Below are 22,915 nucleotides of genomic sequence, written 5' to 3'. Positions count from 1 at the left end.
CCCGCCTGGTGCCGATCACCCAGCTTCACGACCTGCCGGCCGACGCGCAGCATGCCGCCATGCAGGACAAGCTCGCTTCCCGGCAGGGCAAGTTACAGCGGCGGCAGGATCAACCTGCGGCCATGCGGCGGGACCTGCAGAAGCTGAGCCAGACGGCGCCGCTGGCTGCGGCAGCAGGCGCAGCAGGCCCAACAGGACCTCTTGAAGGCGCAGGAACGCAGCCAGCGCATGACCCTGCGCGCACCGGTGGCGGGCACCGTGCAGCAACTCGCCGTCTACACGGGGGAGGCGTGGTCACCCAGGCCAAGCCGCTGATGGAGATCGTGCCGGACAACACCCTGGAGGTGGAGGCCAAGGTGTCCAACAAGGACATCGGCTTCGTGCGCCAGGGGCAAAGCGCGGCGATCAAGCTGGAGACCTTCTCCTTCACGCGCTACGGCTTCCTGCACGGCAAGGTGCGGCTGGTGTCCAACGATGCACAGACGACCAAGAAGCAGCAGCTCGTCTTCCCCGTGCGGGTCCAAATCGATGTGCGGCGCATGCGGGTGGACGGGCGTTGGGTGCCCTTGTCGCCAGGGATGGCGGTGACGGTGGATATCAAGACAGGGCGCCGGACGGTGGCGGGGTACTTCCTGGATCCGCCCTTACAGGGACGTGAGGATGGCCTGCACGAACGCTAGTAGAGCAATTTCTGGAGTTCAAAATGAAAATCACGAGGGCATATATATTTTCCGGGGCCATTTTTTTCATTTATGTCACCTCCATAGGTTTCTCCTATGTCATATTGAAGAATGCTGGAAATGCGGAGGTTTATTTATATCTTTGCGCGCTGGCGCTGGTTTTGGCTACTTCGGCGTTGGTATTTATGATAGAGCTGTATAAAATGTTGAGCTCTCCTGATGGCAGTGATGGATCGTCTTTTCTGATGGTGATTATCTCCGCGGCTCTCGTAATTGTGCCTGTTGTGCTCGTCAAGGTCATAGCGCGGCTCGTCGCCTGACGCTTTTATTGCGGGTATTCAAGTGTCAACGTGAAGGAGTGCCTTTGTCATGAGTAAGTTTGTGTTTCTATTTGGCTCATGGTGACTCGTCGTATCTGTTCGATATCTGGCTTTCTGTCTTTGTGTGGCTCTTCATCATTGTCTGTGCGATCAGCGGAAATTAAAAATAGAGGCGCCCATGAAATTGTCGAAAAAATTTATGGCGGCGGCACTTGCTGTATTTCTTGCTTTGGCGTCGACCGGCGTTGCGCATGAATTGGTTTCGGTCGGCGGCCGCTTCGTCATGTTTACCTATTTAATTTTATTTATTCTTGCGGTAAGCGCGGGATTTTTAATGTTTATAATTGAATTATATAAAGCGTTGATTTCGTCGGAGGGTAACGCTCAGTCAGCGATGATTTTGGCGTTGGCTGTTGGGTGGTTGGCCGCCTCGATTGTGGTGGCAGGCCTTCTTCAGTGGCAATTTCACTCCTAGTTTCCTCGTTCCGAGATGATGTCACGCCAACTGTGAGAACGAGATGAGCGGATCGAATGAATCAAAAGGCCTTTCGCGATGGATTGGACCGCCGTTGCGGCTTTTCTTCGTCGCGGGACTGTCCTTGGTGTTGCTTCACCCGCGAGGCGCATCCGCCTTCGACCTTGGCGAAACAGGGGCTTTGCTTGGTATGCAGCCAAGTGGAAAAATACTGCGTCCCTACGCGGAAATTCCTGAGGCATTCGCGCCCACATCGGTGGCACTCAGTCCTAACGGAATATATGTGGCCGACGTAGGAATGTATGACCCCATCGTGCATGTCTGGGATATTCGCACCAAAACACTGGTACGTACACTGCAAGGCGGAGGGCCCAACGCGGATCGCCATGCCATCGCTTGGAGCCCGGACGGACGCTATCTGGCTGTTTGTGACGGCCCCAATCCCCGTGCAACATTCGTCACCATCTGGAATGCGGAAACCTGGGACACCGTTGCGCAATTGAAACCAGGACGCAAATGGACGGGATCGTGTATCTCGCCGACGTTCAACGCTGATAGCAAGCTTTTTGCTTACGGTGATGCAGAAGGAGATGCCTTCATTTACTCGACAAAATCGTGGACGCAAGCGCACGCAACGCGATACGGCTACGCGCAGGTCAAAAATGAATTGATCAAGCGACATGTAATTCCTACCACATTGATTGGCGAACAAATTGCGTTCGTCCCGCATCGTCATGAATTGGCAATCGGTGTGAATGGCCTGTTTAGTGATGATGGAGATAACACCCGCGCGAAGATAAAAGTTCAGGATTTTGTCAGCACGAATCGGGTCATCATTTGGAGCTGGGATCAACCCCCGCCAGACATCGAGGGCAAGGTTGTCGACCCTAGGAAAGTGTTGCTGATTTACGGAAAGCTTCCTCTGTTGCCCCCAAATCCAGATTATCCAGGAGCGCCAAGAAGTCATGCTGACCCGGTACTGGATGCCATCGGGTTCGCTCCGGATGGAAAAACGTTTGCGACGGGAACAGAGTCGGGTGATGTCAAGATCTGGGGACTTGATCCCCTTGAACAAATTGCCTTTCCCATCCACGGAACGATACCCATGCGGTTGGGGGAAATTCGGTGCCTGCAATTTACAGCCGATGGGCGCTATTTGCTTGCTTCGCAAGAAGGTAGCGGCTATCCGAACGTCCTTGGAAGAATTGCTGTAATCGATGCAAAGACGGGGCGACTTCTTGAGTCGTTGCCTGTTTCCAATTATGGCGGCATGGCTTACAGCGGGAAGGCGAGCCTGGTCGCTATGGGAAGTCATTCATTGAGTGGCTTTCGCATTTTGATTTGGAATCTTCATTGAATCCACGTTTTGCATAGCCCAAGCAGTACGCTGGACTGAAGACACGAGCGGAGCAGGTCGTCGCGCTGCCGGTGTTGCTGCCCACGGTGAAGCTGGCCTGGCAATACAGCCACAGCACCCAGCCGGTGATCGAAGGGCTGGGCCTGCCCGCCTTCGGCGCGGCCACGCGGGACAACAACGTGGCCCTGGAGGTGCAGATCCCGCTGTTCGACGGCTGGGCGCAGCGCGACCGGGAGCAGGAAGCCACGGCGCAGGCGCAGCAGCAGCTGGCTGCCCTGGACCTCACACGGCAGAAGGTGATCCAGCAGGTCTGGAGCGCCGATCAGAGTTATTCCGAGGCCGCGGACGACGTTCGCATGCGCCAGCGCGTGGCGAAGCTGGCCAGCCAGGCACTGCACGCGGCGCGCAAGCGCTACCAGCATGGCGTGGCCAGCGTGCTCGAAGTGCTGAACGAGCAGGCCGCACTGGTGCGTGCGCGTGCCCAGCAGGTCGACGCATCGCGCAGGTGGTTGCTGGCGCGCCTGAACCTGGCTTATGTGGTGGGGGATCTGGGGACTTCGCCGGGGCTGTTCAGCGCGCGGGCGCTGGATGCGCCGCAACTGGGAGCCCGCTGAGCGCAGCGCGAGGGATCGCTGCCGGGGCGAAAGATGTAACGAATTGTTCTGGTGCCGGTGAAAGGAATCGAACCCTCGACCTTCTCATTACGAATGAGCTGCTCTACCGACTGAGCTACACCGGCGTGAAACCAGACATGGTAACCGATGCCGGGCGGCGGATCCACCGGCACGCGGCCTTCGAGTTCAGGCGGCGGCGCTGGCCTCGTATTCCTGGTGGTACAGGCGCAGGCGTTCGACTTCCTCGCGCGAGCCCAGCATCACCGCGGCGCGCTGGTGCAGTTCGGTGGGCTGGATGTCCAGGATGCGCTGGGTGCCGGCGATGGCCAGGCCGCCGGCCTGCTCGACCAGCAGGGCCATCGGGTTGGCTTCGTACAGCAGGCGCAGCTTGCCGGCGCGGTCCGGCTCGCGGCGGTCCCAGGGGTACATGAACACGCCGCCGCGCTGCAGCACGCGGTGCACGTCGGCCACCATGCTGGCGATCCAGCGCATGTTGAAGTCCTTGCCGCGCGGGCCCTCGGTGCCGGCCAGGCATTCGTCGATGTAGCGCCGCACCGGCGGGGCCCAGTGGCGCATGTTGGACATGTTGATGGCGAACTCCCGCGTGGACTCGGGAATGCGCAGGCCCTCCTGCACCAGCACGAAACTGCCTTGCTCGGCGTCCAGCGTGAACACGCTCACGCCCTGGCCCAGCGTGAGCACCAGCGTGGTCTGCGGGCCGTAGGTGCAGTAGCCGGCGGCCACCTGGCGCCGGCCCGGCTGCAGGAAATGCCGCGCCTCCACCTCCTCGACGCCTTCGTCCAGGTGCAGCACCGAGAAGATGGTGCCGATGGTGACATTGACCTCGATGTTGCTGGAGCCGTCCAGCGGATCGAACATCAGCAGGTACTCGCCGCGGGGGAAGCGGTGGGGGATGACGTGGATGCGCTCGAGTTCCTCGGAGGCCATCGCCGCCAGGTGTCCGCCCCATTCATTGGCTTCCAGCAGCACGTCGTTGGCGATCACGTCGAGCTGCTTCTGCACCTCGCCCTGCACGTTCTCGCTGCCCAGGCTGCCCAGGATGCCGCTGGTGGCGCCGCGGTTGACGGCGCGGTTGATGCGCTTGCAGGCGCGTGCGACCTGCTCGATCAGCAGGCGCAGCGAGGCCGGGATCTGGCCGTGGGTGCGCTGCTGCTCGATCAGCCAGCGCGAGAGACTGACGGAGTTGTCGGACATGGGGGATCGATGGTTGGAGACTGTGCGTCGCGGGCCATGTTGCGCTCAGGCGAGCGCCTTGTCGAGGATTTCGCGGCAGTCGGAGGACAGGCCTTCGTGCGCGGCGAGTTCGCGCATCGCGGCTTCGGCGGCCTGCGCGTAGGGCGCGGCGAGCTTGCGCCAGCGGTCCATGGCGCGCGCCAGGCGCGCGGCCACCTGCGGGTTGATGGCGTCCATCGCGCGCACCTGCTCGGCCCAGAAGGCGTAGCCGGCGCCGTCGGCGCGGTGGAAGGAGCCGGGGTTGCCCTGGCAGAAGGTGGAGATCACGCTGCGCGCGCGGTTGGGGTTGCGCAGGGTGAACTGGGGGTTGCGCATGAGCTCGCGCACCTGCTCCACCGTCATGCCGGGCGCCGAGGCCTGCAGCGCGAACCATTTGTCCAGCACCAGCGGCTCGCCGGCGAACATCGCGGCGAAGCGCTCCAGCGCGGCGGGGGCCAGTTCCGCGCGGCTGCCGACCAGCGCGGCCAGCGCGTCGAAGCGGTCGGTCATGTTGTCGGCGTCCTTCACGCGCTGGTAGGCGCGGCCCTGCCATTGCGCGTCGCCGGTCAGGCACAGAAGGTTGAGCGCCAGGTTGCGCAGGCCGCGGCGCGCGGCGCCGGCGAAATCCGGGCTGTAGCCGCCCTGGGGCGCCAGTTCGCGCCACAGGCGCTCCCATTCGTCGCGCAGCTCGTCGGCCAGGATGCGGCGCAATTGCTGGCGGGCGTGGTGGATGCGCGGCGGGTCGATCAGCGGAAGCTGCTCGGCGATGTAGCCTTCGCCCGGCAGGCCCAGCAGCAGTTCCTGGAAGGCCGGGTCCAGGCTGGTGTCGTGCAGCACCGCGCGCAGCGCCTGCAGGTAGCGCGCGTCGGCGCGCAGTTCCTCGCCGGCCGCGGCCGGCAGCAGGCGCGCCAGCGCCAGGCGCTGCGCCGATTCCCAGCGGTTGAAGGGGTCGGGGTCGTGCGCCAGCAGCACCAGGCGTTCGTCGTCGCCCAGGCCGTCGTCCAGCACCACCGGCGCGGAGAAGCCGCGCAGCAGCGAGGGCACGGGTTCCTGCTCCACCTCGTGCAGCGTGAAACTCTGCTCGGCCTGGTCGAGCACCAGCAGCACTTCGTCGGCCGCCTCGGCGGGGCCGGCGCCGGGGGCGCCCTCGGCGCGCATGCGCACCCGGCTGCCGTCGCGCCCGAGCAGGCCCAGGCGCAGCGGGATCAGCTGCGGCTGCTTGTCGCCCTGGCCGGGCGTGGGCGGGCAGATCTGCTGCAGGCGCAGCGTGTAGCTGCGCTGCGCGGGGTCGTAGGTGCCGCGCGCGCGCAACCGGGGCGTGCCGGCCTGGGCGTACCAGCGCGCGAAGGCCTCGCGCCGGCGCGCCAGCTCCGAATCCGGGTTGGCCTCGGCCATCGCGGCCAGGAAGTCGTCGCAGGTCACGGCCTGGCCGTCGTGGCGCGCGAAGTACTCGCGCATGCCGCGCGCGAAGCCCTCGCGGCCCACCAGGGTCTGCATCATGCGCACCACCTCGGCGCCCTTTTCGTAGACGGTGGGGGTGTAGAAGTTGTCGATGGCCACGTAGCTGTCGGGGCGCACCGGGTGGGCCATGGGGCCGGCGTCCTCGGGGAACTGCATCGCGCGCAGCGCGCGTACGTCCTCGATGCGCCGCACCGCGCGCGCGGATTCGCCGCCGGCCGCGGCCGCCAGGTCCTGGCTGAACTCCTGGTCGCGGAACACCGTCAGGCCTTCCTTGAGGCTGAGCTGGAACCAGTCGCGGCAGGTGATGCGGTTGCCGGTCCAGTTGTGGAAGTACTCGTGGCCCACCACCGATTCGATGTACTGGAAGTCGGTGTCGGTGGCGGTGGCGGGGTTGGCCAGCACGTACTTGGTGTTGAAGATGTTCAGGCCCTTGTTCTCCATCGCCCCCATGTTGAAGTCGCTCACCGCGACGATCATGAAGCGGTCGAGGTCCAGGCTCAGCCCGAAGCGCTGCTCGTCCCAGGCCTGCGCCAGCACCAGGGACTGCATCGCGTGCTCGGTCTTGTCCAGGTCGCCTTCGCGCACGAACACTTCCAGCAGGTGCTCGCGGCCGTCGCGGCTGCGCACGCGCTGCTGGCGGCTGACCAGGCGCGCGGCCACCAGCGCGAACAGGTAGCAGGGCTTGGGGAAGGGGTCTTCCCAGGTGGCCTGCGCGCGCCCGTCGTCCAGCCGGCGCTGCTCGATGAGGTTGCCGTTGCTCAGCAGCACGGGGTAGCGCGCCGGGTCGGCGCGCAGCACCACGGTGAAGCGGCTCATCACGTCGGGGCGGTCGGGCCAGAAGGTGATGCGCCGGAAGCCCTCGGCCTCGCACTGGGTGAAAAAGGCCCCGCCGGACATGTACAGGCCCGACAGGTGGGTGTTGGCCGCCGGCGAGCAGGTGTTGACCAGCTCCAGCGTGAAGCTCTCGGGCAGCTTGTCCAGGCGGATGCCGCCGCCGGCCTGCGCGTACACGTAGGGGCGGGAGTCGACCAGCAGCGATTGCAGCGTGATGTCCTCGCCGTCGAGCTGCAGCGGCGCGTCGGCCCCGGCCCAGGGGTTGCGGCGCAGCTGCATGCGGCTTTTCACGCGGGTGCGCTCGGGGTCGAGGTCGAACTCCAGGTGCACGTGCTCGATGGAGTAGGCGGGCGGCGCGTAGGCCAGGCGGGAGATCACGGGGGCTTGGTCGGTACGCATGGGCTCGGGGCTCACAGGCCCTGCTTGAGGCTGGCGGAGATGAAGTCGTCGAGGTCGCCGTCCAGCACCTTCTGGGTGTTGGACATCTCGACGCCGGTGCGCAGGTCCTTGATGCGGCTCTGGTCCAGCACGTAGGAGCGGATCTGGTGGCCCCAGCCCACGTCGCTCTTGCTGTCCTCGAGCTTTTGCTGCTCGGCCTGGCGCTTGCGCAGTTCGTGCTCGAACAGGCGCGAGCGCAGCATGGCCCAGGCCTCCGCGCGGTTCTTGTGCTGCGAGCGGTCATTCTGGCACTGCACCACGATTCCGGTGGGAACGTGGGTGATGCGCACCGCGGAATCGGTCTTGTTGATGTGCTGGCCGCCCGCGCCGCTGGCGCGGAAGGTGTCGATGCGCACCTCGGCCGGGTTGATCTCGATGTCGATCGACTCGTCCACCTCGGGGTACACGAACACGCTGGCGAAACTGGTGTGGCGCCCGCCGGAGGAGTCGAAGGGGCTCTTGCGCACCAGGCGGTGCACGCCGGTCTCGGTGCGCAGCTTGCCGTAGGCGTAGTCGCCCTCGACCTTGATGGACGCGCTCTTGAGGCCGGCCACGTCGCCGGCGGACTCCTCCAGCACCTCCACCTTGAAGCCCTGGCGCTCGCTGTAGCGCAGGTACTGGCGCAGCAGCATGGCGGCCCAGTCGCAGGCCTCGGTCCCGCCGGCGCCGGCCTGGATGTCCAGGAAACAGCTGCCGGGGTCCATGGGGTTGGAGAACATGCGCCGGAACTCGAGGTCCTCGACGCGCTTGCCGGTGGCCTGCACGTCGGCGGCGACCGCGTGAAGGGTGTCGTCGTCGGCCTCGTCGCGCGAGAGCTCGAACAGTTCCTCGCTCTCGGCGAGTTCGCGCTGGATGCGCTCGATGGCCAGCACCACCGATTCCAGGCCGCGGTGTTCCTTGCCCAGGTCCTGCGCCCGCTTGGGGTCGTCCCAGACCTTGGGGTCTTCCAGCGCCGCGCTTACCTCGCGCAGGCGGGCTGCCTTGGCATCGTAGTCAAAGATACCCCCGTAGCAGCCGCGTGCGTTCGGACAGATCGCGCAGCTGGGAGGACAAGGCGTTGAGTTGTTCGGCTTCCATGGTCGAATCGGGCTTGGGGATGCGAATGCGAAACCCGCATTGTCGCATCCGCGGCCCCGGCCCCGTGCAGGCCGCGGGGGCTCACTTGAAGAAGTCGCGCACCTTGTCGGCCCAGCTCTTGCCGCTGGGGGTGTGGCGGTCGCCGCCGAGCTTGAGGGATTCGTCGAGCTGCTCGAGCAGCCGGCGCTGTTCCTCGTTCAGACGCACCGGGGTCTCCACCTCGATGTGGCAGTACAGGTCGCCCGCATGGGCGGCGTGGATGCCCTTGATGCCCTTGCCGCGCAGGCGCAGGGTCTTGCCCGACTGCGTGCCCTCGGGCAGGTCGATCTCGGCGGCGCCGCCCAGCGTGGGCACCTCGATGCGCGCACCCAGTGCGGCGGCGGTCATGCTCACCGGGATGCGGCAGTGCAGGTCGTTGCCGTTGCGCTCGAACAGCGCATGCGGCTTGATCTGGATTTCCACGTACAGGTCGCCGGCCGGACCGCCGCCCAGCCCCGGCTCGCCGTTGCCGCTGGAGCGGATGCGCATGCCGGTGTCGATGCCCGCCGGGATCTGCACCTCCAGGGTCTTCTGGCGCTGGATGCGGCCCTCGCCGTGGCAGCTCGTGCAGGGCTCGGGGATGACCTTGCCGGTGCCGCCGCAGGTGCCACAGGTCTGCTGCATCGCGAAGGGGCCCATGCGCTGGGTGGTGGCGCCGCTGCCGCCGCAGGCCGGGCAGGTCTTGGGCTTGGTGCCGGGCTTGGCGCCGCTGCCGTGGCAGGTGCCGCAGGCGTCCCAGCTGGGAATGCGCAGCGACTTGGTGGTGCCGTGGGCGGCCTCCTCCAGGCTCAGGCTCAGCGAGTAGCTCAGGTCGGCGCCGCGGTACACCTGCGGGCCGCCGCGCTGGCGCGCGCCGCCGCCGCCGAAGATCTCCTCGAAGATGCTGCCGAAGTCGGCGAATCCGGCGCCGCCGCCGAAGCCGCCCGCGCCCATGCCGGCCGCCGAGGGGTCGACCCCGGCGTGGCCGTAGCGGTCGTAGGCGGCGCGCTTTTGCGCATCGCTCAGGGTCTCGTAGGCCTGCTTGGCTTCCTTGAAGCGCTCCTCGCTGTCCTTGTCGCCCTGGGTGCGGTCCGGGTGGTACTTCATCGCCAGCTTGCGATAGGCCTTCTTCAGGGCCTCCTCGTCGGCATCGCGGGGCACCCCCAGAACTTCGTAGAAATCACGCTTGGCCATGATCGAATTGCGAGCGGTAAAAGACAAAAAGGGAGGGCGCGCGCGGCGCCCTCCCGAGCATACGCCGCGCCGGCCGGGGCCCCCGCGGGGGCGGGCCGGGGCGCGGCGCGCGCAAGGCCGGTAGGTTCACCCGTTCAGGCCTTGCCGTCCTTGACTTCCTTGAACTCGGCGTCGACCACCGTGTCGTCGGCGGGCTTGCCGGCGCCAGCGGCCGCGCCGGCGCCGGCCTCGCCGCCGGCGGCCTGCGCCTGCTCGGCCTGCTGGGCGTAGACCTGCTCGCCCAGCTTCTGGCTGGCACTCATCAGCGCCTCGGTGCGCGACTGGATGGCGTCCTTGTCATCGCCCTTGAGGGCTTCGTCCAGGGCCTTGAGCGCCGACTCGATGCCGTCCTTGGTGGCCGCGTCGACCTTGTCCCCGTGCTCGGCCAGGGACTTGCGCACGCCGTGGGCCGCCGCGTCGGCCTGGTTGCGCGCATCCACCAGCTCGCGCTTGCGGTGGTCTTCCGCGGCGTTGGCCTCGGCGTCGCGCACCATGCGCTGCACCTCGTCCTCGCTCAGGCCGGAGTTGGCCTTGATGGTGATCTTGTTCTCCTTGCCGGTACCCTTGTCGCGCGCGCTGACGTGCAGGATGCCGTTGGCGTCGACGTCGAAAGTGACCTCGATCTGCGGCATGCCGCGCGGCGCGGCGGGGATGCCTTCCAGGTTGAACTCACCCAGCAGCTTGTTGCCCGAGGCCATCTCGCGCTCGCCCTGGTAGACCTTGATGGTCACCGCGGGCTGGTTGTCCTCGGCGGTGGAATACACCTGGGTGTGCTTGGTCGGGATCGTGGTGTTGCGCTTGATCATCGGCGTCATCACGCCGCCCAGGGTCTCGATGCCCAGGGTCAGCGGGCTGACGTCGAGCAGCAGCACGTCCTTGCGCTCGCCGGACAGCACCGAGCCCTGGATGGCCGCGCCCACGGCCACCGCCTCGTCGGGGTTGACGTCCTTGCGCGGGTCCTTGCCGAAGAACTCGCGCACCTTGTCCTGCACCTTGGGCATGCGGGTCATGCCGCCCACCAGGATGACGTCGGAGATCTCGCCGATCTTCACGCCGGCGTCCTTGATGGCCACGCGGCAGGGCTCGATGGTGCGCTCGATCAGCTCTTCCACCAGGGCTTCGAGCTTGGCGCGCGTGAGCTTCATGCTCAGGTGCTTCGGACCCGAGGCGTCGGCGGTGATGTAGGGCAGGTTGATCTCGGTCTGCTGGCTGCTGGACAGCTCGATCTTGGCCTTTTCCGCGGCGTCCTTCAGGCGCTGCAGCGCCAGCACGTCCTTGGACAGGTCGGTGCCCGATTCCTTCTTGAACTCGGCGACGATGTAGTCCATGATGCGTTGGTCGAAGTCCTCGCCGCCGAGGAAGGTGTCGCCGTTGGTCGACAGCACCTCGAACTGCTTCTCGCCGTCGACGTCGGCGATCTCGATGATCGAGATGTCGAAGGTGCCGCCGCCGAGGTCGAACACGGCGATCTTGCGGTCACCCTTGGCGGCCTTGTCCAGGCCGAAGGCCAGCGCGGCGGCCGTCGGCTCGTTGATGATGCGCTTGACGTCCAGCCCGGCGATGCGCCCGGCGTCCTTGGTGGCCTGGCGCTGGCTGTCGTTGAAATAGGCCGGCACGGTGATCACGGCCTCGGTGACTTCCTCGCCCAGGTAGTCCTCGGCGGTCTTCTTCATCTTGCGCAGCACCTCGGCCGAGATCTGCGGGGGCGCCAGCTTCTTGCCGCGCACTTCCACCCAGGCGTCGCCGTTGTCGGCCTTGGCGATGGTGTAGGGCATCAGGGAGATGTCCTTCTGCACTTCCTTTTCCTCGAACTTGCGTCCGATCAGGCGCTTGACCGCGTACAGGGTGTTCTTCGGGTTGGTGACCGCCTGGCGCTTGGCCGACGCGCCGACCGTGATCTCGCCGTCTTCCATGTAGGCGACGATCGAGGGCGTGGTGCGCGCGCCTTCGCTGTTCTCGATGACCTTGGGGCTGCCGCCTTCCATCACGGACACACAGGAGTTGGTGGTGCCGAGGTCGATGCCGATGATTTTTGCCATGTTGAACTCCGGAAGTCTCGTGAAGGTTGGTATTCAGGTCGGCGGGCGGCGGGGTGCCCGGCCTGCTGCAACAGCAGATGCAGCCGATTGCGCCGGATTCAAGCCCCCGCGGCGCCGGGTTGGGTCGGTGCCGCGCCCTGGGCCGCGGCCACGGTGACCATGGCCGGGCGCAGCGTGCGCTCGGCCAGCACGTAGCCCTTCTGCAGCACCGCGACCACGGTGTTGGGGGCCTGCTCCGAGGGGATGCTGGCGATCGCCTGGTGGCGGGCCGGGTCGAAGCGCTCGCCCACCGCGGGCTCGACTTCCTGGATGCGGCTGCGCTCGAAGGCGCCGCGCAACTGGCTCAGCGTGAGTTCGACGCCCTTTTTCAGGGCCTCGATGCTGCCGCTGGCGTCGGCCAGCGCGGCCTCCAGGCTGTCCTTCACCGGCAGCAGTTCCTGGGCCATCGATTCCACGGCGAACTTGCGCGCCCTGGCGCTTTCCTCCTCGGCGCGGCGGCGCACGTTCTCGGCCTCGGCCTTGGCACGCAGGAACTGGTCCTTCAGCGCCTCGAGTTCGTCCTGGGCGGCCTTCAGCGCCTGTTCCAGGGCGTCGCCGCCGGCGGCCTGAGCGCGAGCCTGCTCATCGGCCGCGGGGGTCGGGTCGGCGGCCTGCGCCGCCGGGGATTCGTTCGGGGGAGTCTGGGTCATGGATCGGCTGGGTTGCATCGGCGCGCCGGGAGCGGCGCGCGGGTCTGCCGGGGCAGATGGGGGCGCTGCGGGGACTTTCAAGAGGCGGCCGTCAGGGGGCCGAGCCGCGGCGCACGAACACGATGCTGTCGCGGAATCCCAGCGGGCGCATGCCCACGGCCAGGCCGGTTCCCAGGAAGGAGGCCAGGCGGTCGCGCGCCACCCAGACGGCCAACGGGCGGCCCGCCCGCATGGCGTCGCGCACCGTGGCGGTGCCCACGCAGGGGGAGGGGCCGGCGGCGTGGCGGCAGCCGAACCACAGGTCCGAGCTCTTGCTGTCGATCACGCGCAGCGGGCGCAGGCCGTAGAACAGCAGCGAGGCGTCCTGGTCCTCGAAGGTCTGCCAGGAATACATGTGCACGCCGCGCGGGAACATCGCGTGCAGGACCTGCGCGACATGCTGCTGGGAGGTGTCGGGAGTCTTGGCCACCGCCAGCTCGGTGGCGAACAGGCTCATGGCCATCCCGCTGAGGCCGAACACCAGCAGGCCGGCCTCCAGCAGGCCGCTGCGCAGCAGCAGCGCGGCCAGTAGCGAGATCGCCAGCAGGCTCAGGCTCAGCCATGGCAGCAGCGCGCATTGGGGCCGCGGCAGGCCGCTGCGCAGGGCCATCAGCCGCACCTCCGGCACGGTGGCGATGGCCAGCCACAGTCCCGCGGCGGCCAGGCCGAACAGCAGGCATCCGGCGGCGATCCAGCCCCTGGCCGTCGCGATCCTGCCTTCATCGACTGCCTGCTGCAGGCGTTGGCCGGCCCACCACGCGAGCAGCACCACCACCGGCAGCAGGTAGTAGGCGCCCTTGTCGCTGGAGGCGGAGAAGAACAGCAGCAGGCCGAGCGAGGCATTGCGCGCCCAGACCGCGCTGCGCGCCGCCGGGCTCGCGCCGGCGCGCCGTGTGCACAGCGCCAGCGCGGCCATCGGCCCGGTCCACTGGAAGGTGCCGATCAGCAGCTTGGGCAGGTAATACCACCAGGGCCCATGGTGGAAGTCTTCCGGAATGCGCGTGCCGAGGAAGCGGTCGATGGTCTCGTTGACCCAGAAGAACCAGGCGAATCCGCTCTGGTGCCAGGCGGCGAGCAGTTGCCAGGGCAGAGCCACGAGCAGGAACAGGACGATCGCCCAGGGGTCCAGGAACAGGCGCAGCATGCGCGCGCGCGGCAGCGGCCCGGGCGACAGCAGCAGTTGCACCAGGCCTACCAGGCCGAGCAGCACCAGGGCCTCGGGCCCCTTGGTCATCACCGCCAGGCCCAGCGGCAGCATGGCCCAGCGCATCAGCGCGCGGCTTTCCCGCTGTTCGGCCAGCACCACCAGGGCCAGCGCGGCCAGCCAGCCCAGGCTCATCAGCGGGTCGAACAGGATGGTGCGGCCGATCTCCACCCAGCCCAGCGAGGTGCCGGCCATCAGCGCGGCCGCGCGCCCCGCCAGCGGCGCGTCCAGCCGGCGCCCGAGCAGGATGCAGCCCAGGCTGGCCGCCCAGGCCGCCAGCGCATCGGGCAGCCTGGCCTGCCAGGCGCCGACGCCGAAGGCCTTGAAACTCAGCGCCATCAGCCAGTACAGCAGCGGAGGCTTCTCGATGTAGGGGACGCCGTTCAGGTGGGGGATCAGCCAGCCGCCGCCTTGGCTCATCGCCATCGCGATGTCGGCGTACAAGGCTTCGTTGTTGTCGCGGATCGGCGGGCGGCCGAGGCCCCAGAACATGCAGGCCGCGACCAGCAGCAACACGGCGGCGTCGGCGACCCACGGTGGCAGGGTCTTGCCGCCGAGGGAGCGGGGAAGGGGGGCGGACAGGGGCAAGGCGGGCTCGGAAAAAGGCTTAGAAATCGTGTGGTCTTTATCCCACGGGGCGCCATGTTGCCACGCCGTGCGGATGCCGGCGCCCCCGAGGCAAGTTGACGCGACTGCGGCCATGCCTGGCCGGTATTTGGGCGATATCCTGGCAGGAATCGGCCGGGATCAGGCCTCCTGGGCGCGGCGCAGCGCGTCGGCGCGCGCCGCGCTGGCCGCGAGTTGCGCCGGGTCCGCGGGCGTGCGCGTGGGCCAGCCCTGCAGTTCCCGTTCCACCAGGTCGGCCAGCGCGCCGACCCAGTGCGGGTCGTCGTTCAGGCAGGCGATGTAGTGGAACTCGGAGCCGCCGCTGGACAGGAAGGCCTGCTTGCCCTCGATGGCGATCTCCTCCAGGGTTTCCAGGCAGTCGGCGACGAAACCCGGGCACACCACGTCGACCCGGCGCACGCCGGCGCGGGCCAGCTCGCGCAGGCTGGGTTCGGTGTAGGGCTGCAGCCAGGCCTCGGCGCCGAAGCGCGACTGGAAGCTCACCAGGAACTGCTTGTCGTCCAGGCCCAGCGCCTCGGCCAGCAGGCGGGCCGTCTTGCGGCATTCGCAGTGATAGGGGTCCCCGCGCAGCAGGGTGCGCCGGGGCATGCCGTGGAAGCTCATCACCAGGCGCTCGGGACGCCCGTGCTCGGCCCAGTGGGCGCGCACCTTGGCGGCCAGCGCTTCGATGTAGCCCGCATCGTCGGCGAAGTTGCGCACCCAGCGCAGCGCGGGCTGGCGGCGCTGGCCGCGCAGCCAACCCGCCACGGCGTCCAGCGCGGTGGCGGTGGTGGCCGCGCTGTACTGGGGATACAGCGGCACCCCCAGCAGGCGCGTGGCGCCCTGGGCGTGCAACTGCTCCAGCACGGCGCCGGTGGCGGGCTCGCCGTAGCGCATCGCGTGGCGCACCGTCACATGGTGGCCGCGGCGCTCGAGTTCGGCCTGCAGCGCCCGCTCCAGCGCCGCGGTGGCCACGGCCAGCGGGGATCCGGCGGCCTGCCAGATGCGCGCGTACTTGGTCGCCGTGCGCGGGGAGCGGAAGGGCACGATGATGCCGTGCAGGATCGGCAGCCATACCGCGCGCGGCACCTCGATGACCCGCGGGTCGGCGAGGAACTCGCGCAGGTAGCGGCGCACCGCCGCGGGCGTGGGCGCGCCCGGCGTACCGAGGTTGAACAGGACGACGGCGGTGGTGGTGGGGCGGCCGTGCTCGAAGTTTTCGGGGGGACTGGAAGACATGGGTCGGCGGGCGGCGAGGCGTCGAGCGCGACTTCAGCGGTCGAACACCTCGAACACCACGGTCGGCGCGGTAGGGTCGGTGGGCTTGGCGCCCAGGCAGATCTCGCCCTGGCCGTGCAGCACGCATTCGTTGCGGCGCAGCGCCAGCGCGTTGTCCTGCCCGGCGTAGCGCACCCAGGTGCCGTTGCTGGACAGGTCGGTGAGCATGAAATAGCTTCCGCGCCACTCGATGCGGGCGTGCTGGCGGGAAACCCGGATGTCGTTGACGACGAATTCGGCGGCCTGCGTGCGCCCGATGTGCAGCACGCCCTGGGAGGCAGGCATGTCCTGGTGCACGTCCAGCCAGCTCAGCCCCAGGTGCTGGGTGGCGTTGGCGATCACCGTCGGCAGATGGGGCATGGTCTGGCTGTTCTGCCAGCCGGCGTCCCACTCGATCTGGTGCACCGGCACCGCCTGTTCGTAGCCGCGCAGGAAAATGGAGCCCAGGCTGCGCAGGCGCGCCTGCTGTTCCAGGCTCAGACCCTCGGCCACCGCCTCGCCCAGCAGGATCTGGCCGCCGGCCGCCGAGCCGGACAGGCGGGCCGCGGCGTTCACCGCGTCGCCGAAGCAATCCCCGGGGCTCAGCACCACCGGGCCGCGGGACAGGCCGATTTTCAGCGGAACCGAAACCGGCGCCGAATTGTCGTGATTCCACTGGGCCAGGCGTCGTTGCGCCTCGCAACAGGCCTGCACCGCGGCGGCGTTGTCGTCGAACACCGCCAGCAGGCCGTCGCCCAGGGTCTTCACCACCTGGCCGCGGTATTGGGCGATGATCTCTCCGGTGGCCTGGGTGACCTGGGTCATCAGGCGGGCCGCGGCGGTGTCGCCGAGCGACTTGTACAGGCCCGTGCTGCCGACCACGTCGGCGAACACCACGGTCCGGGTCACGGGCTTGCGCAGAGTCGACATGTGCGCAAGTCTAACGGGGGCCCATCGGGGATGTGTGAAATATTCCGCGCCCGCAAGCCGCTCGCCGGGGCGGAGCAGGGCACGGCTCGGCCCCGCCCCGCCCCTGGGGGCAGGGGCATTTACAGGGAGTCGAGGAAACTGCGGAGCTTGTCCGAGCGGGTGGGATGCTTGAGCTTGCGCAGCGCCTTGGCTTCGATCTGGCGGATGCGTTCGCGGGTGACGTCGAACTGCTTGCCGACCTCCTCGAGGGTGTGGTCGTTGGCCATCTCGATGCCGAAGCGCATGCGCAGCACCTTGGCTTCGCGCGGGGTGAGCGAATCCAGGATGTCCTTGACCACGTCGCGCAGGCTGGCCTGCAGCGCCGCGTCGGTCGGCGCCAGCATGCCGGTGTCCTCGATGAAGTCGCCCAGGTGCGAATCGTCGTCGTCGCCGATGGGCGTCTCCATGGAGATCGGCTCCTTGGCGATCTTCATGATCTTGCGCACCTTGTCCTCGGGCATCTCCATCTTCTCGGCCAGGATCGCGGCGTCCGGCTCGGTACCGGTCTCCTGCAGGTACTGGCGCGAGATGCGGTTGACCTTGTTGATGGTCTCGATCATGTGCACCGGGATGCGGATGGTGCGCGCCTGGTCGGCGATGGAGCGGGTGATGGCCTGGCGGATCCACCAGGTGGCGTAGGTCGAGAACTTGTAGCCGCGGCGGTACTCGAACTTGTCCACCGCCTTCATCAGGCCCACGTTGCCTTCCTGGATCAGGTCCAGGAACTGCAGGCCGCGGTTGGTGTACTTCTTGGCGATGGAAATCACCAGGCGCAGGTTCGCCTCGATCATCTCGCGCTTGGCCTCGCGGGCTTCCTGCTCGCCGCGGCTCATCTGCGCGTTGATCTCCTTGAAGTCCTCCAGGGGCACGACCACGCGGTTCTGGGTGTCGATCAGGCGCTGCTGCAGCTCCTGGATGCTGGGCAGGTTGCGCGTGAGCACGGCCGCGTAGGGCTTGCTGGACGAGGCCAGGCGCTCGGCCCAGCGCAGGTCGAGCTGGTGTCCGGGGAAGCTCTTGATGAACTCCTCCTGGGGCATGCCGCAACGGTCCACGACGATGCGCCGGATCTCGCGTTCGTGGCGGCGCACCTCGTCGACCTGGCTGCGCAGCAGGTCGCACAGCTTCTCGACGGTGCGCGCGGTGAAGCGCACTTCCATCAGGTTGCGCGAAATCTGCTCCTGCGCCTTCAGGTAGGCGGGGGACTTGTAGCCTTCCTTGTCGTAGGCGCGGCGCATTTTCATGAACGCGTCGTGCACCTGCGCGAAACGCTCCAGCGCCTTGGCCTTGAGTTCCTCGAGCTTGACCGAGGTGGCCGCGGCGGCGGCGGTCTCGTCGTCTTCCTCGGCCTCGTCGGCCAGCGCGAAGTCGACGTCTTCCTCGGCCACGTAGTCGTCGGACTCGTCGTCCGAGACCATGCCGTCGACCACTTCGTCGACCGGCAGTTCGTTGTTGGCGATGCGCGCGGCCATGGCCAGGATCTCGGCCACCGTCGCAGGCGAGGCCGAGATGGCCAGCATCATCTTGCGCAGGCCTTCCTCGATGCGCTTGGCGATGACGATCTCGCCTTCGCGGGTGAGCAGCTGCACCGTGCCCATTTCGCGCATGTACATGCGCACCGGGTCGGTGGTGCGGCCGAATTCCGAATCCACCGAGGACAGCGCGGCCTCGGCTTCTTCCTCGGCCTCCTCCTCGCTGGACGCGGTCGGCCCGTGCTGGTTCAGCAGCAGGGTCTGCGCGTCGGGCGCCTGCTCGTACACCGCGATGCCCATGTCGTTGAGCATGCTGATGATGGTTTCCAGCAGGTCGGGATCGGCCAGATTGTCCGGCAGGTGGTCGTTGATCTCGCCGTAGGTGAGAAAGCCGCGGGTCTTGCCCAGCTTGATCAGGTTCTTCAGGCGCTGGCGGCGGCGCGCCAGTTCCTCTTCGGTGACGTTGGAGTCGTCGTAGCCGAATTCCTTCAGAAGCTGCTTTTCCTTGGCGCGCGACGGACGCCGGCCGCGCGGCATGGGGGCGGCGGGGGCAGCCGCCTCATCGGGTTCGTCGGCGTTGAAGTCGTCGGCCGGAACGTTCTTGTCCGCGGCGGATTTCGCGGCGGCCTTGGCCTGGGCAGTGGTGCGCGAGGCGGCGGCCTTCACGCCCGCCTTGTCGGCGACGGGTTTCTCGGCGGCGGCCTTGGCCGAAGCCGACTTGGTCTTGGATGCTGGCATGCTGGGAACGGTGGTCGAGGCACGCGCCTTGGAGGCGCTCGCGCCGGCGGCGGTTGCCTTCGGCGCGGCCTTGGTGGTGCTGCGTACGGGGGCCGCCACGGCCTTGGTGGCCCGCGCGGTCTTCGGCGCGGCGTCTGCGGCGGTCTTGCCCGAGGAAGCCTTGGATTTGGCGGTGGGGGATTTGGCTTGGGTCATCGTCGGATTCCTCGTACGCTTGTGCGATTCCGGCCCCTGCGGTGGCGGGAATCGACGGTCGTGCAACAAGACGTGCAACAAGAATAGGCCAAGCCGCGGGCCGCCCCGGATCCGCGTCGGCCCCCGCCCCGCAACTGGGCGGCACGGGGGCGACGCGTTCGCGCCTTGTGCGCAAAACCCCATAGTATATGGCGGGACGGCCGAATTCAAGTGCGCGCAGGGGCCCGGGCGCGCCGGGCCGGGCAGGCTTTCACAGTCGCGGCAGGCTGCGCATGAGCTCGCGCAGGCGCAAGGAAAGCCCCTGGTATTCCAGGCGCGAGGCCGCATCGGCCAGGCCCTCGGCGGCCAGCGTCTGCTGGCGCTGCTTGATCCAGGCCATTTCGATGCTTTCCAGCGCCCCTCGCAGGTCAGGCCGCAATTCCGCGGCGTCTCGTTCGAGCAGTTCGGCGGGTTCCAGCGCTTCGGCGGCTTCCAGCAGATTTTCAGCGCGCAGCGCTTCCCAGACCGAGGAAGGGGTGGGTTCGGCGTGTTCATCCAGGTAGGACTCCAGCCAGCGCGCAAGTTCCCCGACCGCACCCGCATGGGCCACCAGCAGGTCATGCTGGGCGGTGCTGATGTCGCGCCACAGGGCAGGGTGGGCCAGCAGGATGCGCATGGCCGTGTGCGCGTGGTCGACCCTGGGCCGGCTCAGGCGCTGCATGCGCGGCTCGGCCGGCCGGGAGCGCGGGCCGGCGCCGCCGGCGCTGCGCGAGCCGCCGCCGTCGGTCCCTCTTGCACTGCTGCCGCTGCCGGCGCCGGCAGCGGCGCCCGGCGCGCCCGGCGCCGCCGCGCGCCGGCCCGTGGGCAGCGCGAGGGCGGCGCGCAATTCATCGGCCGGCGTGCGCAGGCGCTGCGCGAGTTCATGGAGGATCTGTCCCTTCAACGCGGATTCTGGAATCGCACCCAGCAGTTCGCGCGCACGCGCGATCGCTTGCGCGCGGCCTTCCGCGGTGTCCAGCGCCAGGCCCTCGCCGACGTGGTCGAGCAGGAACACGGACAGCGGGCGCGCGCGCGCGATCTCGCGCTCGAAGGCGTCGGCACCCAGTTCTCGCACGAAACTGTCCGGATCGTGCTCGGCCGGCAGGAACAGGAATTTCACCGAACGCTCGTCGCTGAGCGCCGGCAGCGCGGACTGCATGGCCCGCGCCGCGGCGCGGCGCCCGGCGGCGTCGCCGTCGAAGGAAAACACGATCTGCGCGCAGTAGCGGAACAGCTTGCGCACATGGTCCGGGGTGCACGCGGTGCCGAGCGTGGCCACCGCGTGCTCGACGCCGTGCTGTGCCAGCGCAATCACGTCCAGGTAGCCCTCGACCACCAGCACCTGGCCGTGGCGCTGGATCGCCTGGCGCGCCTCGAACAGGCCGTACAGTTCCTCGCCCTTGTGGAACAGCTCGGTCTCGGGCGAGTTGATGTACTTGGGCTCGCCGCGGTCGAGCACGCGCCCGCCGAAGCCGATGATCTCGCCCTGGGCGTTGCGAATGGGGAAGGTGATGCGGTCGCGCAGGCGGTCGTAGCGCCGCGTCGCGGTGGCGCCCGCGGCCTGCGCCGGCTCCAGGGTCTGGCCCTGCGCGTCGCGCGCCACCACCAGCCCCGACTGCAGCAGCAGGTCGGCCTCGTAATTCGGGAACACCTTGGCCAGGCCCTGCCAGTCGTCGGGTGCGTATCCCAGGCCGTAGCGCGCCGCCGAGCGCCCGCTCAGCCCGCGGCCCTTGAGGTAGTCGATGGCCCGCGTGCTGGCGCGCAGGCGTTCGCGGTAGAAGGCCTCGGCCTGTTGCAGCACCTCGCGCAGGCGCGCCTTGTGACTGCGCTGCTCGGCGGCGCGGCGCTGCTCGCCCTCGTCGGCTTCCTGCTGCGGCAGTTCCATGCCCGCGTCGCGCGCCAGTTCGCGCACCGCGTCGGGAAAGCTCATCCCCGTGTGTTCCATCAGGAAGCCGATCGCGCTGCCGTGCGCCCCGCAGCCGAAGCAGTGATAGAACTGCTTGGAAGGGCTGACCGTGAAGGACGCGGACTTCTCGCTGTGGAAGGGGCACAGCCCCTTGTAGTTGGTGCCGGCCTTCTTCAGCTGCACCGAGCGTCCGACCACCTCGACGATGTCGACGCGGCCGAGCAGTTCCTGAATGAAGTCCTGGGGAATCAACGACATGGCGTGAGCGGTGCTGCCGCAGCGCGGAAAGCGCGCCGCCCGCGCCGCGCCGGAATCAGCGCAGCGCCTCGGCGATGCGCCGGGTCACCTCGTCCACCGGGCCCACGCCCGAGATGCGGCGCAGGCGCGGCGCGGCGGCGTCGCCGCTGCGCTCCCAGTCGCCGTAGTAGTCGACCAGCGGGCGGGTCTGCTCGTGGTACACGCTCAGGCGCTTGCGCACGGTTTCCTCGCGGTCGTCGTCGCGCTGCACCAATTCCTCGCCGGTAGGGTCGTCCCTGCCCTCGACCTTCGGGGGGTTGTAGCGCACGTGGTAGACCCGTCCGGAAGCAGGGTGCACGCGGCGCCCGCTGAGACGCTGCACGATGTCCTCGTCGGGCACGTCGAACTCGAGCACGAAATCGATGCTCACGCCGCCCTTTTTCAGCGCGTCGGCCTGTGCGATGGTGCGCGGGAAGCCGTCGAACAGGAAACCGCGCTGGCAGTCGGCCTGCTGGATGCGCTCGAGCACCAGGCCGACGATGATGTCGTCGGACACCAGCGCACCGGAGTCCATCACGGCCTTGGCCTGCAGGCCCAGCGGCGTGCCCGCCTTGACGGCGGCCCGCAGCATGTCTCCGGTGGAGATCTGGGGGATGTTGTAGCGCGCGCACAAGCTTGCGGCTTGCGTGCCTTTGCCTGCGCCTGGTGCGCCCAGCAGGATCAAACGCATGAAGACTCCCGGATATGTTTTCGTTGGAATGGATGATGCGGATTCGTCGCCCGCGCACACGGGCCTCGACGCCATGCACGCAGGCGCCCGCCTGCCCAGGGGCGGCGGGCCCTGGTTCAGAATAGCACGCGCACCCGGCGCCACCCTGACGGCTCCAGCACCGCCGCCGCGGGCGGCTCAGGCGTGGCCCAGCAGGCGCCGCACGCGCTCCAGGTCCTGCGGCGTGTCCACGCCGGCGGCGGGCGCGTGCTGCACGCACAGCACGGCGATGCGCCAGCCATGCCACAGCGCGCGCAACTGCTCCAGCGCCTCCTCGGCCTCCAGTTCGCAGGGCGGCAATTCGGAGAAGGCGCGCAGCGCGTGCATGCGAAAGGCGTAGATGCCCACGTGGCGCAGGAAGGGCAGGCGCGCGGGCAGCCCGGGGGCGCCGCCGGCGGCGTACTGGTCGCGTCGCCAGGGAATGGGCGCGCGCGAGAACAGCAGCGCGCGCTGCTGCGCGTCGAGCACCACCTTCACCACGTTGGGGTCGGTGATCCAGGGCGCCTCGGTGATGGGGTGCGCGGCCGTGGCCATCTGGGCCTGCGCGTCCTCGTGCAGGCGCTGGGCGCAGGCGCGGATCAGGGCGGGCTCGATCAGCGGCTCGTCGCCCTGCACGTTCACGACGATGGAGTCCTCGGCCAGCGCCAGCTGGCGCGCCGCCTCGGCGATGCGGTCGGTGCCGCTGGCGTGCAGCGGCGAGGTCAGCAGCGCGCGTACGCCGTGCGCCGAGCAGGCCTCGGCGATGGCCGCGTCGTCGGTGGCCACCACCACCTGCGTGGCACCGCTGGCCAGCGCGCGCCGCGCCACGTGCACGACCATGGGCAGCCCGGCGATGTCGGCCAGCGCCTTGTCGGGTAGGCGGCTCGATGCGCGGCGTGCCGGGATCAGCACGCAAAAGGGCAGGGCCTGGGCCGCCGGCGTGGAGCCCGTGCCGCTCACTGGACTACCCTCCTCGCTACGCTCGACTCCCCGAGGGAGTGGAGCGCCGCTTCGGAGCGGCCGTGCACGGCGCTCATGGGACGACCCTCCTCGCTACGCTC

18 protein-coding genes and 1 tRNA gene are annotated in these 22,915 nt (G+C 68.2%); 5 read left to right on the top strand and 14 right to left on the bottom strand.

The features are described from left to right. The first annotated feature begins 8 nt into the window (after nucleotides 1–8). From D466_RS23090 to D466_RS0101905, 5 genes are all read left to right on the top strand, one after another. Entirely contained in the window at nucleotides 9–680 is a 672-nt protein-coding gene (locus D466_RS23090; protein WP_156003905.1) for an HlyD family efflux transporter periplasmic adaptor subunit, read from the top strand. Nucleotides 681–703: 23 nt separating this feature from the next. After that, on the top strand, nucleotides 704–1,000 hold the full coding sequence (locus D466_RS20240) for a hypothetical protein (protein WP_018912001.1): 297 nt from the start codon (nucleotides 704–706) through the stop codon (nucleotides 998–1,000). Between the two features lie 178 nt (nucleotides 1,001–1,178). After that, a complete protein-coding gene (locus D466_RS23770; RefSeq protein ID WP_156003903.1) occupies nucleotides 1,179–1,475 on the top strand; it encodes a hypothetical protein in 297 nt (98 codons plus the stop codon). A 43-nt stretch (nucleotides 1,476–1,518) separates the two neighbouring features. Further along, on the top strand, nucleotides 1,519–2,832 hold the full coding sequence (locus tag D466_RS23765; protein WP_156003901.1) for a WD40 repeat domain-containing protein: 1,314 nt from the start codon (nucleotides 1,519–1,521) through the stop codon (nucleotides 2,830–2,832). Nucleotides 2,833–2,867: 35 nt separating this feature from the next. Then, complete coding sequence (locus tag D466_RS0101905) at nucleotides 2,868–3,446, top strand: TolC family protein (RefSeq protein WP_081629777.1); 579 nt, start codon at nucleotides 2,868–2,870, stop codon at nucleotides 3,444–3,446. A gap of 49 nt (nucleotides 3,447–3,495) precedes the next feature. Here the strand turns inward: D466_RS0101905 and D466_RS0101900 are convergent. From D466_RS0101900 to kdsB, 14 genes are all read right to left on the bottom strand, one after another. Beyond that, a tRNA-Thr gene (locus D466_RS0101900) sits at nucleotides 3,496–3,571 on the bottom strand. 61 nt (nucleotides 3,572–3,632) lie between these two features. Beyond that, a complete protein-coding gene (locus D466_RS0101895; protein WP_018911999.1) occupies nucleotides 3,633–4,661 on the bottom strand; it encodes a class 1 fructose-bisphosphatase in 1,029 nt (342 codons plus the stop codon). Nucleotides 4,662–4,706: 45 nt separating this feature from the next. Beyond that, nucleotides 4,707–7,373: an aminopeptidase N gene (gene pepN / locus D466_RS0101890; RefSeq protein ID WP_018911998.1), complete on the bottom strand. Its 2,667-nt coding sequence runs from the start codon at nucleotides 7,371–7,373 to the stop codon at nucleotides 4,707–4,709. A gap of 11 nt (nucleotides 7,374–7,384) precedes the next feature. After that, a protein-coding gene (gene prfB, locus D466_RS0101885; RefSeq protein ID WP_156003899.1) for a peptide chain release factor 2 occupies nucleotides 7,385–8,489 on the bottom strand; the annotation gives its coding sequence in 2 pieces (ribosomal slippage) (nucleotides 7,385–8,407 and nucleotides 8,409–8,489; 1,104 coding nt in all). 81 nt (nucleotides 8,490–8,570) lie between these two features. Then, entirely contained in the window at nucleotides 8,571–9,701 is a 1,131-nt protein-coding gene (gene dnaJ / locus D466_RS0101880) for a molecular chaperone DnaJ (protein WP_018911996.1), read from the bottom strand. A gap of 134 nt (nucleotides 9,702–9,835) precedes the next feature. After that, nucleotides 9,836–11,779, bottom strand: a complete 1,944-nt coding sequence (gene dnaK / locus D466_RS0101875) for a molecular chaperone DnaK (RefSeq protein ID WP_018911995.1) — start codon at nucleotides 11,777–11,779, stop codon at nucleotides 9,836–9,838. Nucleotides 11,780–11,877: 98 nt separating this feature from the next. Continuing rightward, nucleotides 11,878–12,468 carry a nucleotide exchange factor GrpE gene (grpE, locus tag D466_RS20235; RefSeq protein ID WP_018911994.1) on the bottom strand — a complete coding sequence of 197 codons (591 nt, stop codon included), beginning with the start codon at nucleotides 12,466–12,468 and terminating at the stop codon, nucleotides 11,878–11,880. Between the two features lie 91 nt (nucleotides 12,469–12,559). Further along, complete coding sequence (locus tag D466_RS0101865) at nucleotides 12,560–14,299, bottom strand: glycosyltransferase family 39 protein (RefSeq protein ID WP_018911993.1); 1,740 nt, start codon at nucleotides 14,297–14,299, stop codon at nucleotides 12,560–12,562. Between the two features lie 159 nt (nucleotides 14,300–14,458). Beyond that, nucleotides 14,459–15,556, bottom strand: coding sequence for a ferrochelatase (gene hemH, locus D466_RS0101860; protein WP_018911992.1), 1,098 nt, complete (start codon nucleotides 15,554–15,556; stop codon nucleotides 14,459–14,461). A gap of 33 nt (nucleotides 15,557–15,589) precedes the next feature. Beyond that, complete coding sequence (locus D466_RS0101855) at nucleotides 15,590–16,504, bottom strand: adenylate/guanylate cyclase domain-containing protein (protein WP_018911991.1); 915 nt, start codon at nucleotides 16,502–16,504, stop codon at nucleotides 15,590–15,592. Between the two features lie 119 nt (nucleotides 16,505–16,623). Next, complete coding sequence (gene rpoD, locus D466_RS0101850) at nucleotides 16,624–18,945, bottom strand: RNA polymerase sigma factor RpoD (RefSeq protein WP_018911990.1); 2,322 nt, start codon at nucleotides 18,943–18,945, stop codon at nucleotides 16,624–16,626. Between the two features lie 250 nt (nucleotides 18,946–19,195). Continuing rightward, a complete protein-coding gene (gene dnaG, locus D466_RS0101845; protein WP_018911989.1) occupies nucleotides 19,196–21,127 on the bottom strand; it encodes a DNA primase in 1,932 nt (643 codons plus the stop codon). A gap of 55 nt (nucleotides 21,128–21,182) precedes the next feature. After that, entirely contained in the window at nucleotides 21,183–21,836 is a 654-nt protein-coding gene (gene adk, locus D466_RS0101840) for an adenylate kinase (RefSeq protein WP_018911988.1), read from the bottom strand. A 177-nt stretch (nucleotides 21,837–22,013) separates the two neighbouring features. Beyond that, nucleotides 22,014–22,814: a 3-deoxy-manno-octulosonate cytidylyltransferase gene (gene kdsB / locus D466_RS0101835; RefSeq protein WP_018911987.1), complete on the bottom strand. Its 801-nt coding sequence runs from the start codon at nucleotides 22,812–22,814 to the stop codon at nucleotides 22,014–22,016. Nucleotides 22,815–22,915: the final 101 nt, after the last annotated feature.

This window comes from Thiomonas sp. FB-6, assembly GCF_000377645.1.
GTDB lineage: Bacteria > Pseudomonadota > Gammaproteobacteria > Burkholderiales > Burkholderiaceae_C > Thiomonas_A.
This window is presented reverse-complemented; position numbering and strand designations above follow the sequence as displayed.

What these genes read in the sequence shown, in the direction of transcription:
- D466_RS20240 (WP_018912001.1), top strand. Translation starts at nt 704, where the DNA reads ATGAAAATCACGAGGGCATATATATTTTCCGGGGCCATTTTTTTCATT.
- D466_RS23770 (WP_156003903.1), top strand. Translation starts at nt 1,179, where the DNA reads ATGAAATTGTCGAAAAAATTTATGGCGGCGGCACTTGCTGTATTTCTT.
- D466_RS23765 (WP_156003901.1), top strand. Translation starts at nt 1,519, where the DNA reads ATGAGCGGATCGAATGAATCAAAAGGCCTTTCGCGATGGATTGGACCG.
- D466_RS0101895 (WP_018911999.1), bottom strand. Translation starts at nt 4,661, where the DNA reads ATGTCCGACAACTCCGTCAGTCTCTCGCGCTGGCTGATCGAGCAGCAG.
- pepN (WP_018911998.1), bottom strand. Translation starts at nt 7,373, where the DNA reads ATGCGTACCGACCAAGCCCCCGTGATCTCCCGCCTGGCCTACGCGCCG.
- dnaJ (WP_018911996.1), bottom strand. Translation starts at nt 9,701, where the DNA reads ATGGCCAAGCGTGATTTCTACGAAGTTCTGGGGGTGCCCCGCGATGCC.
- dnaK (WP_018911995.1), bottom strand. Translation starts at nt 11,779, where the DNA reads ATGGCAAAAATCATCGGCATCGACCTCGGCACCACCAACTCCTGTGTG.
- grpE (WP_018911994.1), bottom strand. Translation starts at nt 12,468, where the DNA reads ATGACCCAGACTCCCCCGAACGAATCCCCGGCGGCGCAGGCCGCCGAC.
- hemH (WP_018911992.1), bottom strand. Translation starts at nt 15,556, where the DNA reads ATGTCTTCCAGTCCCCCCGAAAACTTCGAGCACGGCCGCCCCACCACC.
- D466_RS0101855 (WP_018911991.1), bottom strand. Translation starts at nt 16,504, where the DNA reads ATGTCGACTCTGCGCAAGCCCGTGACCCGGACCGTGGTGTTCGCCGAC.
- rpoD (WP_018911990.1), bottom strand. Translation starts at nt 18,945, where the DNA reads ATGACCCAAGCCAAATCCCCCACCGCCAAATCCAAGGCTTCCTCGGGC.
- dnaG (WP_018911989.1), bottom strand. Translation starts at nt 21,127, where the DNA reads ATGTCGTTGATTCCCCAGGACTTCATTCAGGAACTGCTCGGCCGCGTC.
- adk (WP_018911988.1), bottom strand. Translation starts at nt 21,836, where the DNA reads ATGCGTTTGATCCTGCTGGGCGCACCAGGCGCAGGCAAAGGCACGCAA.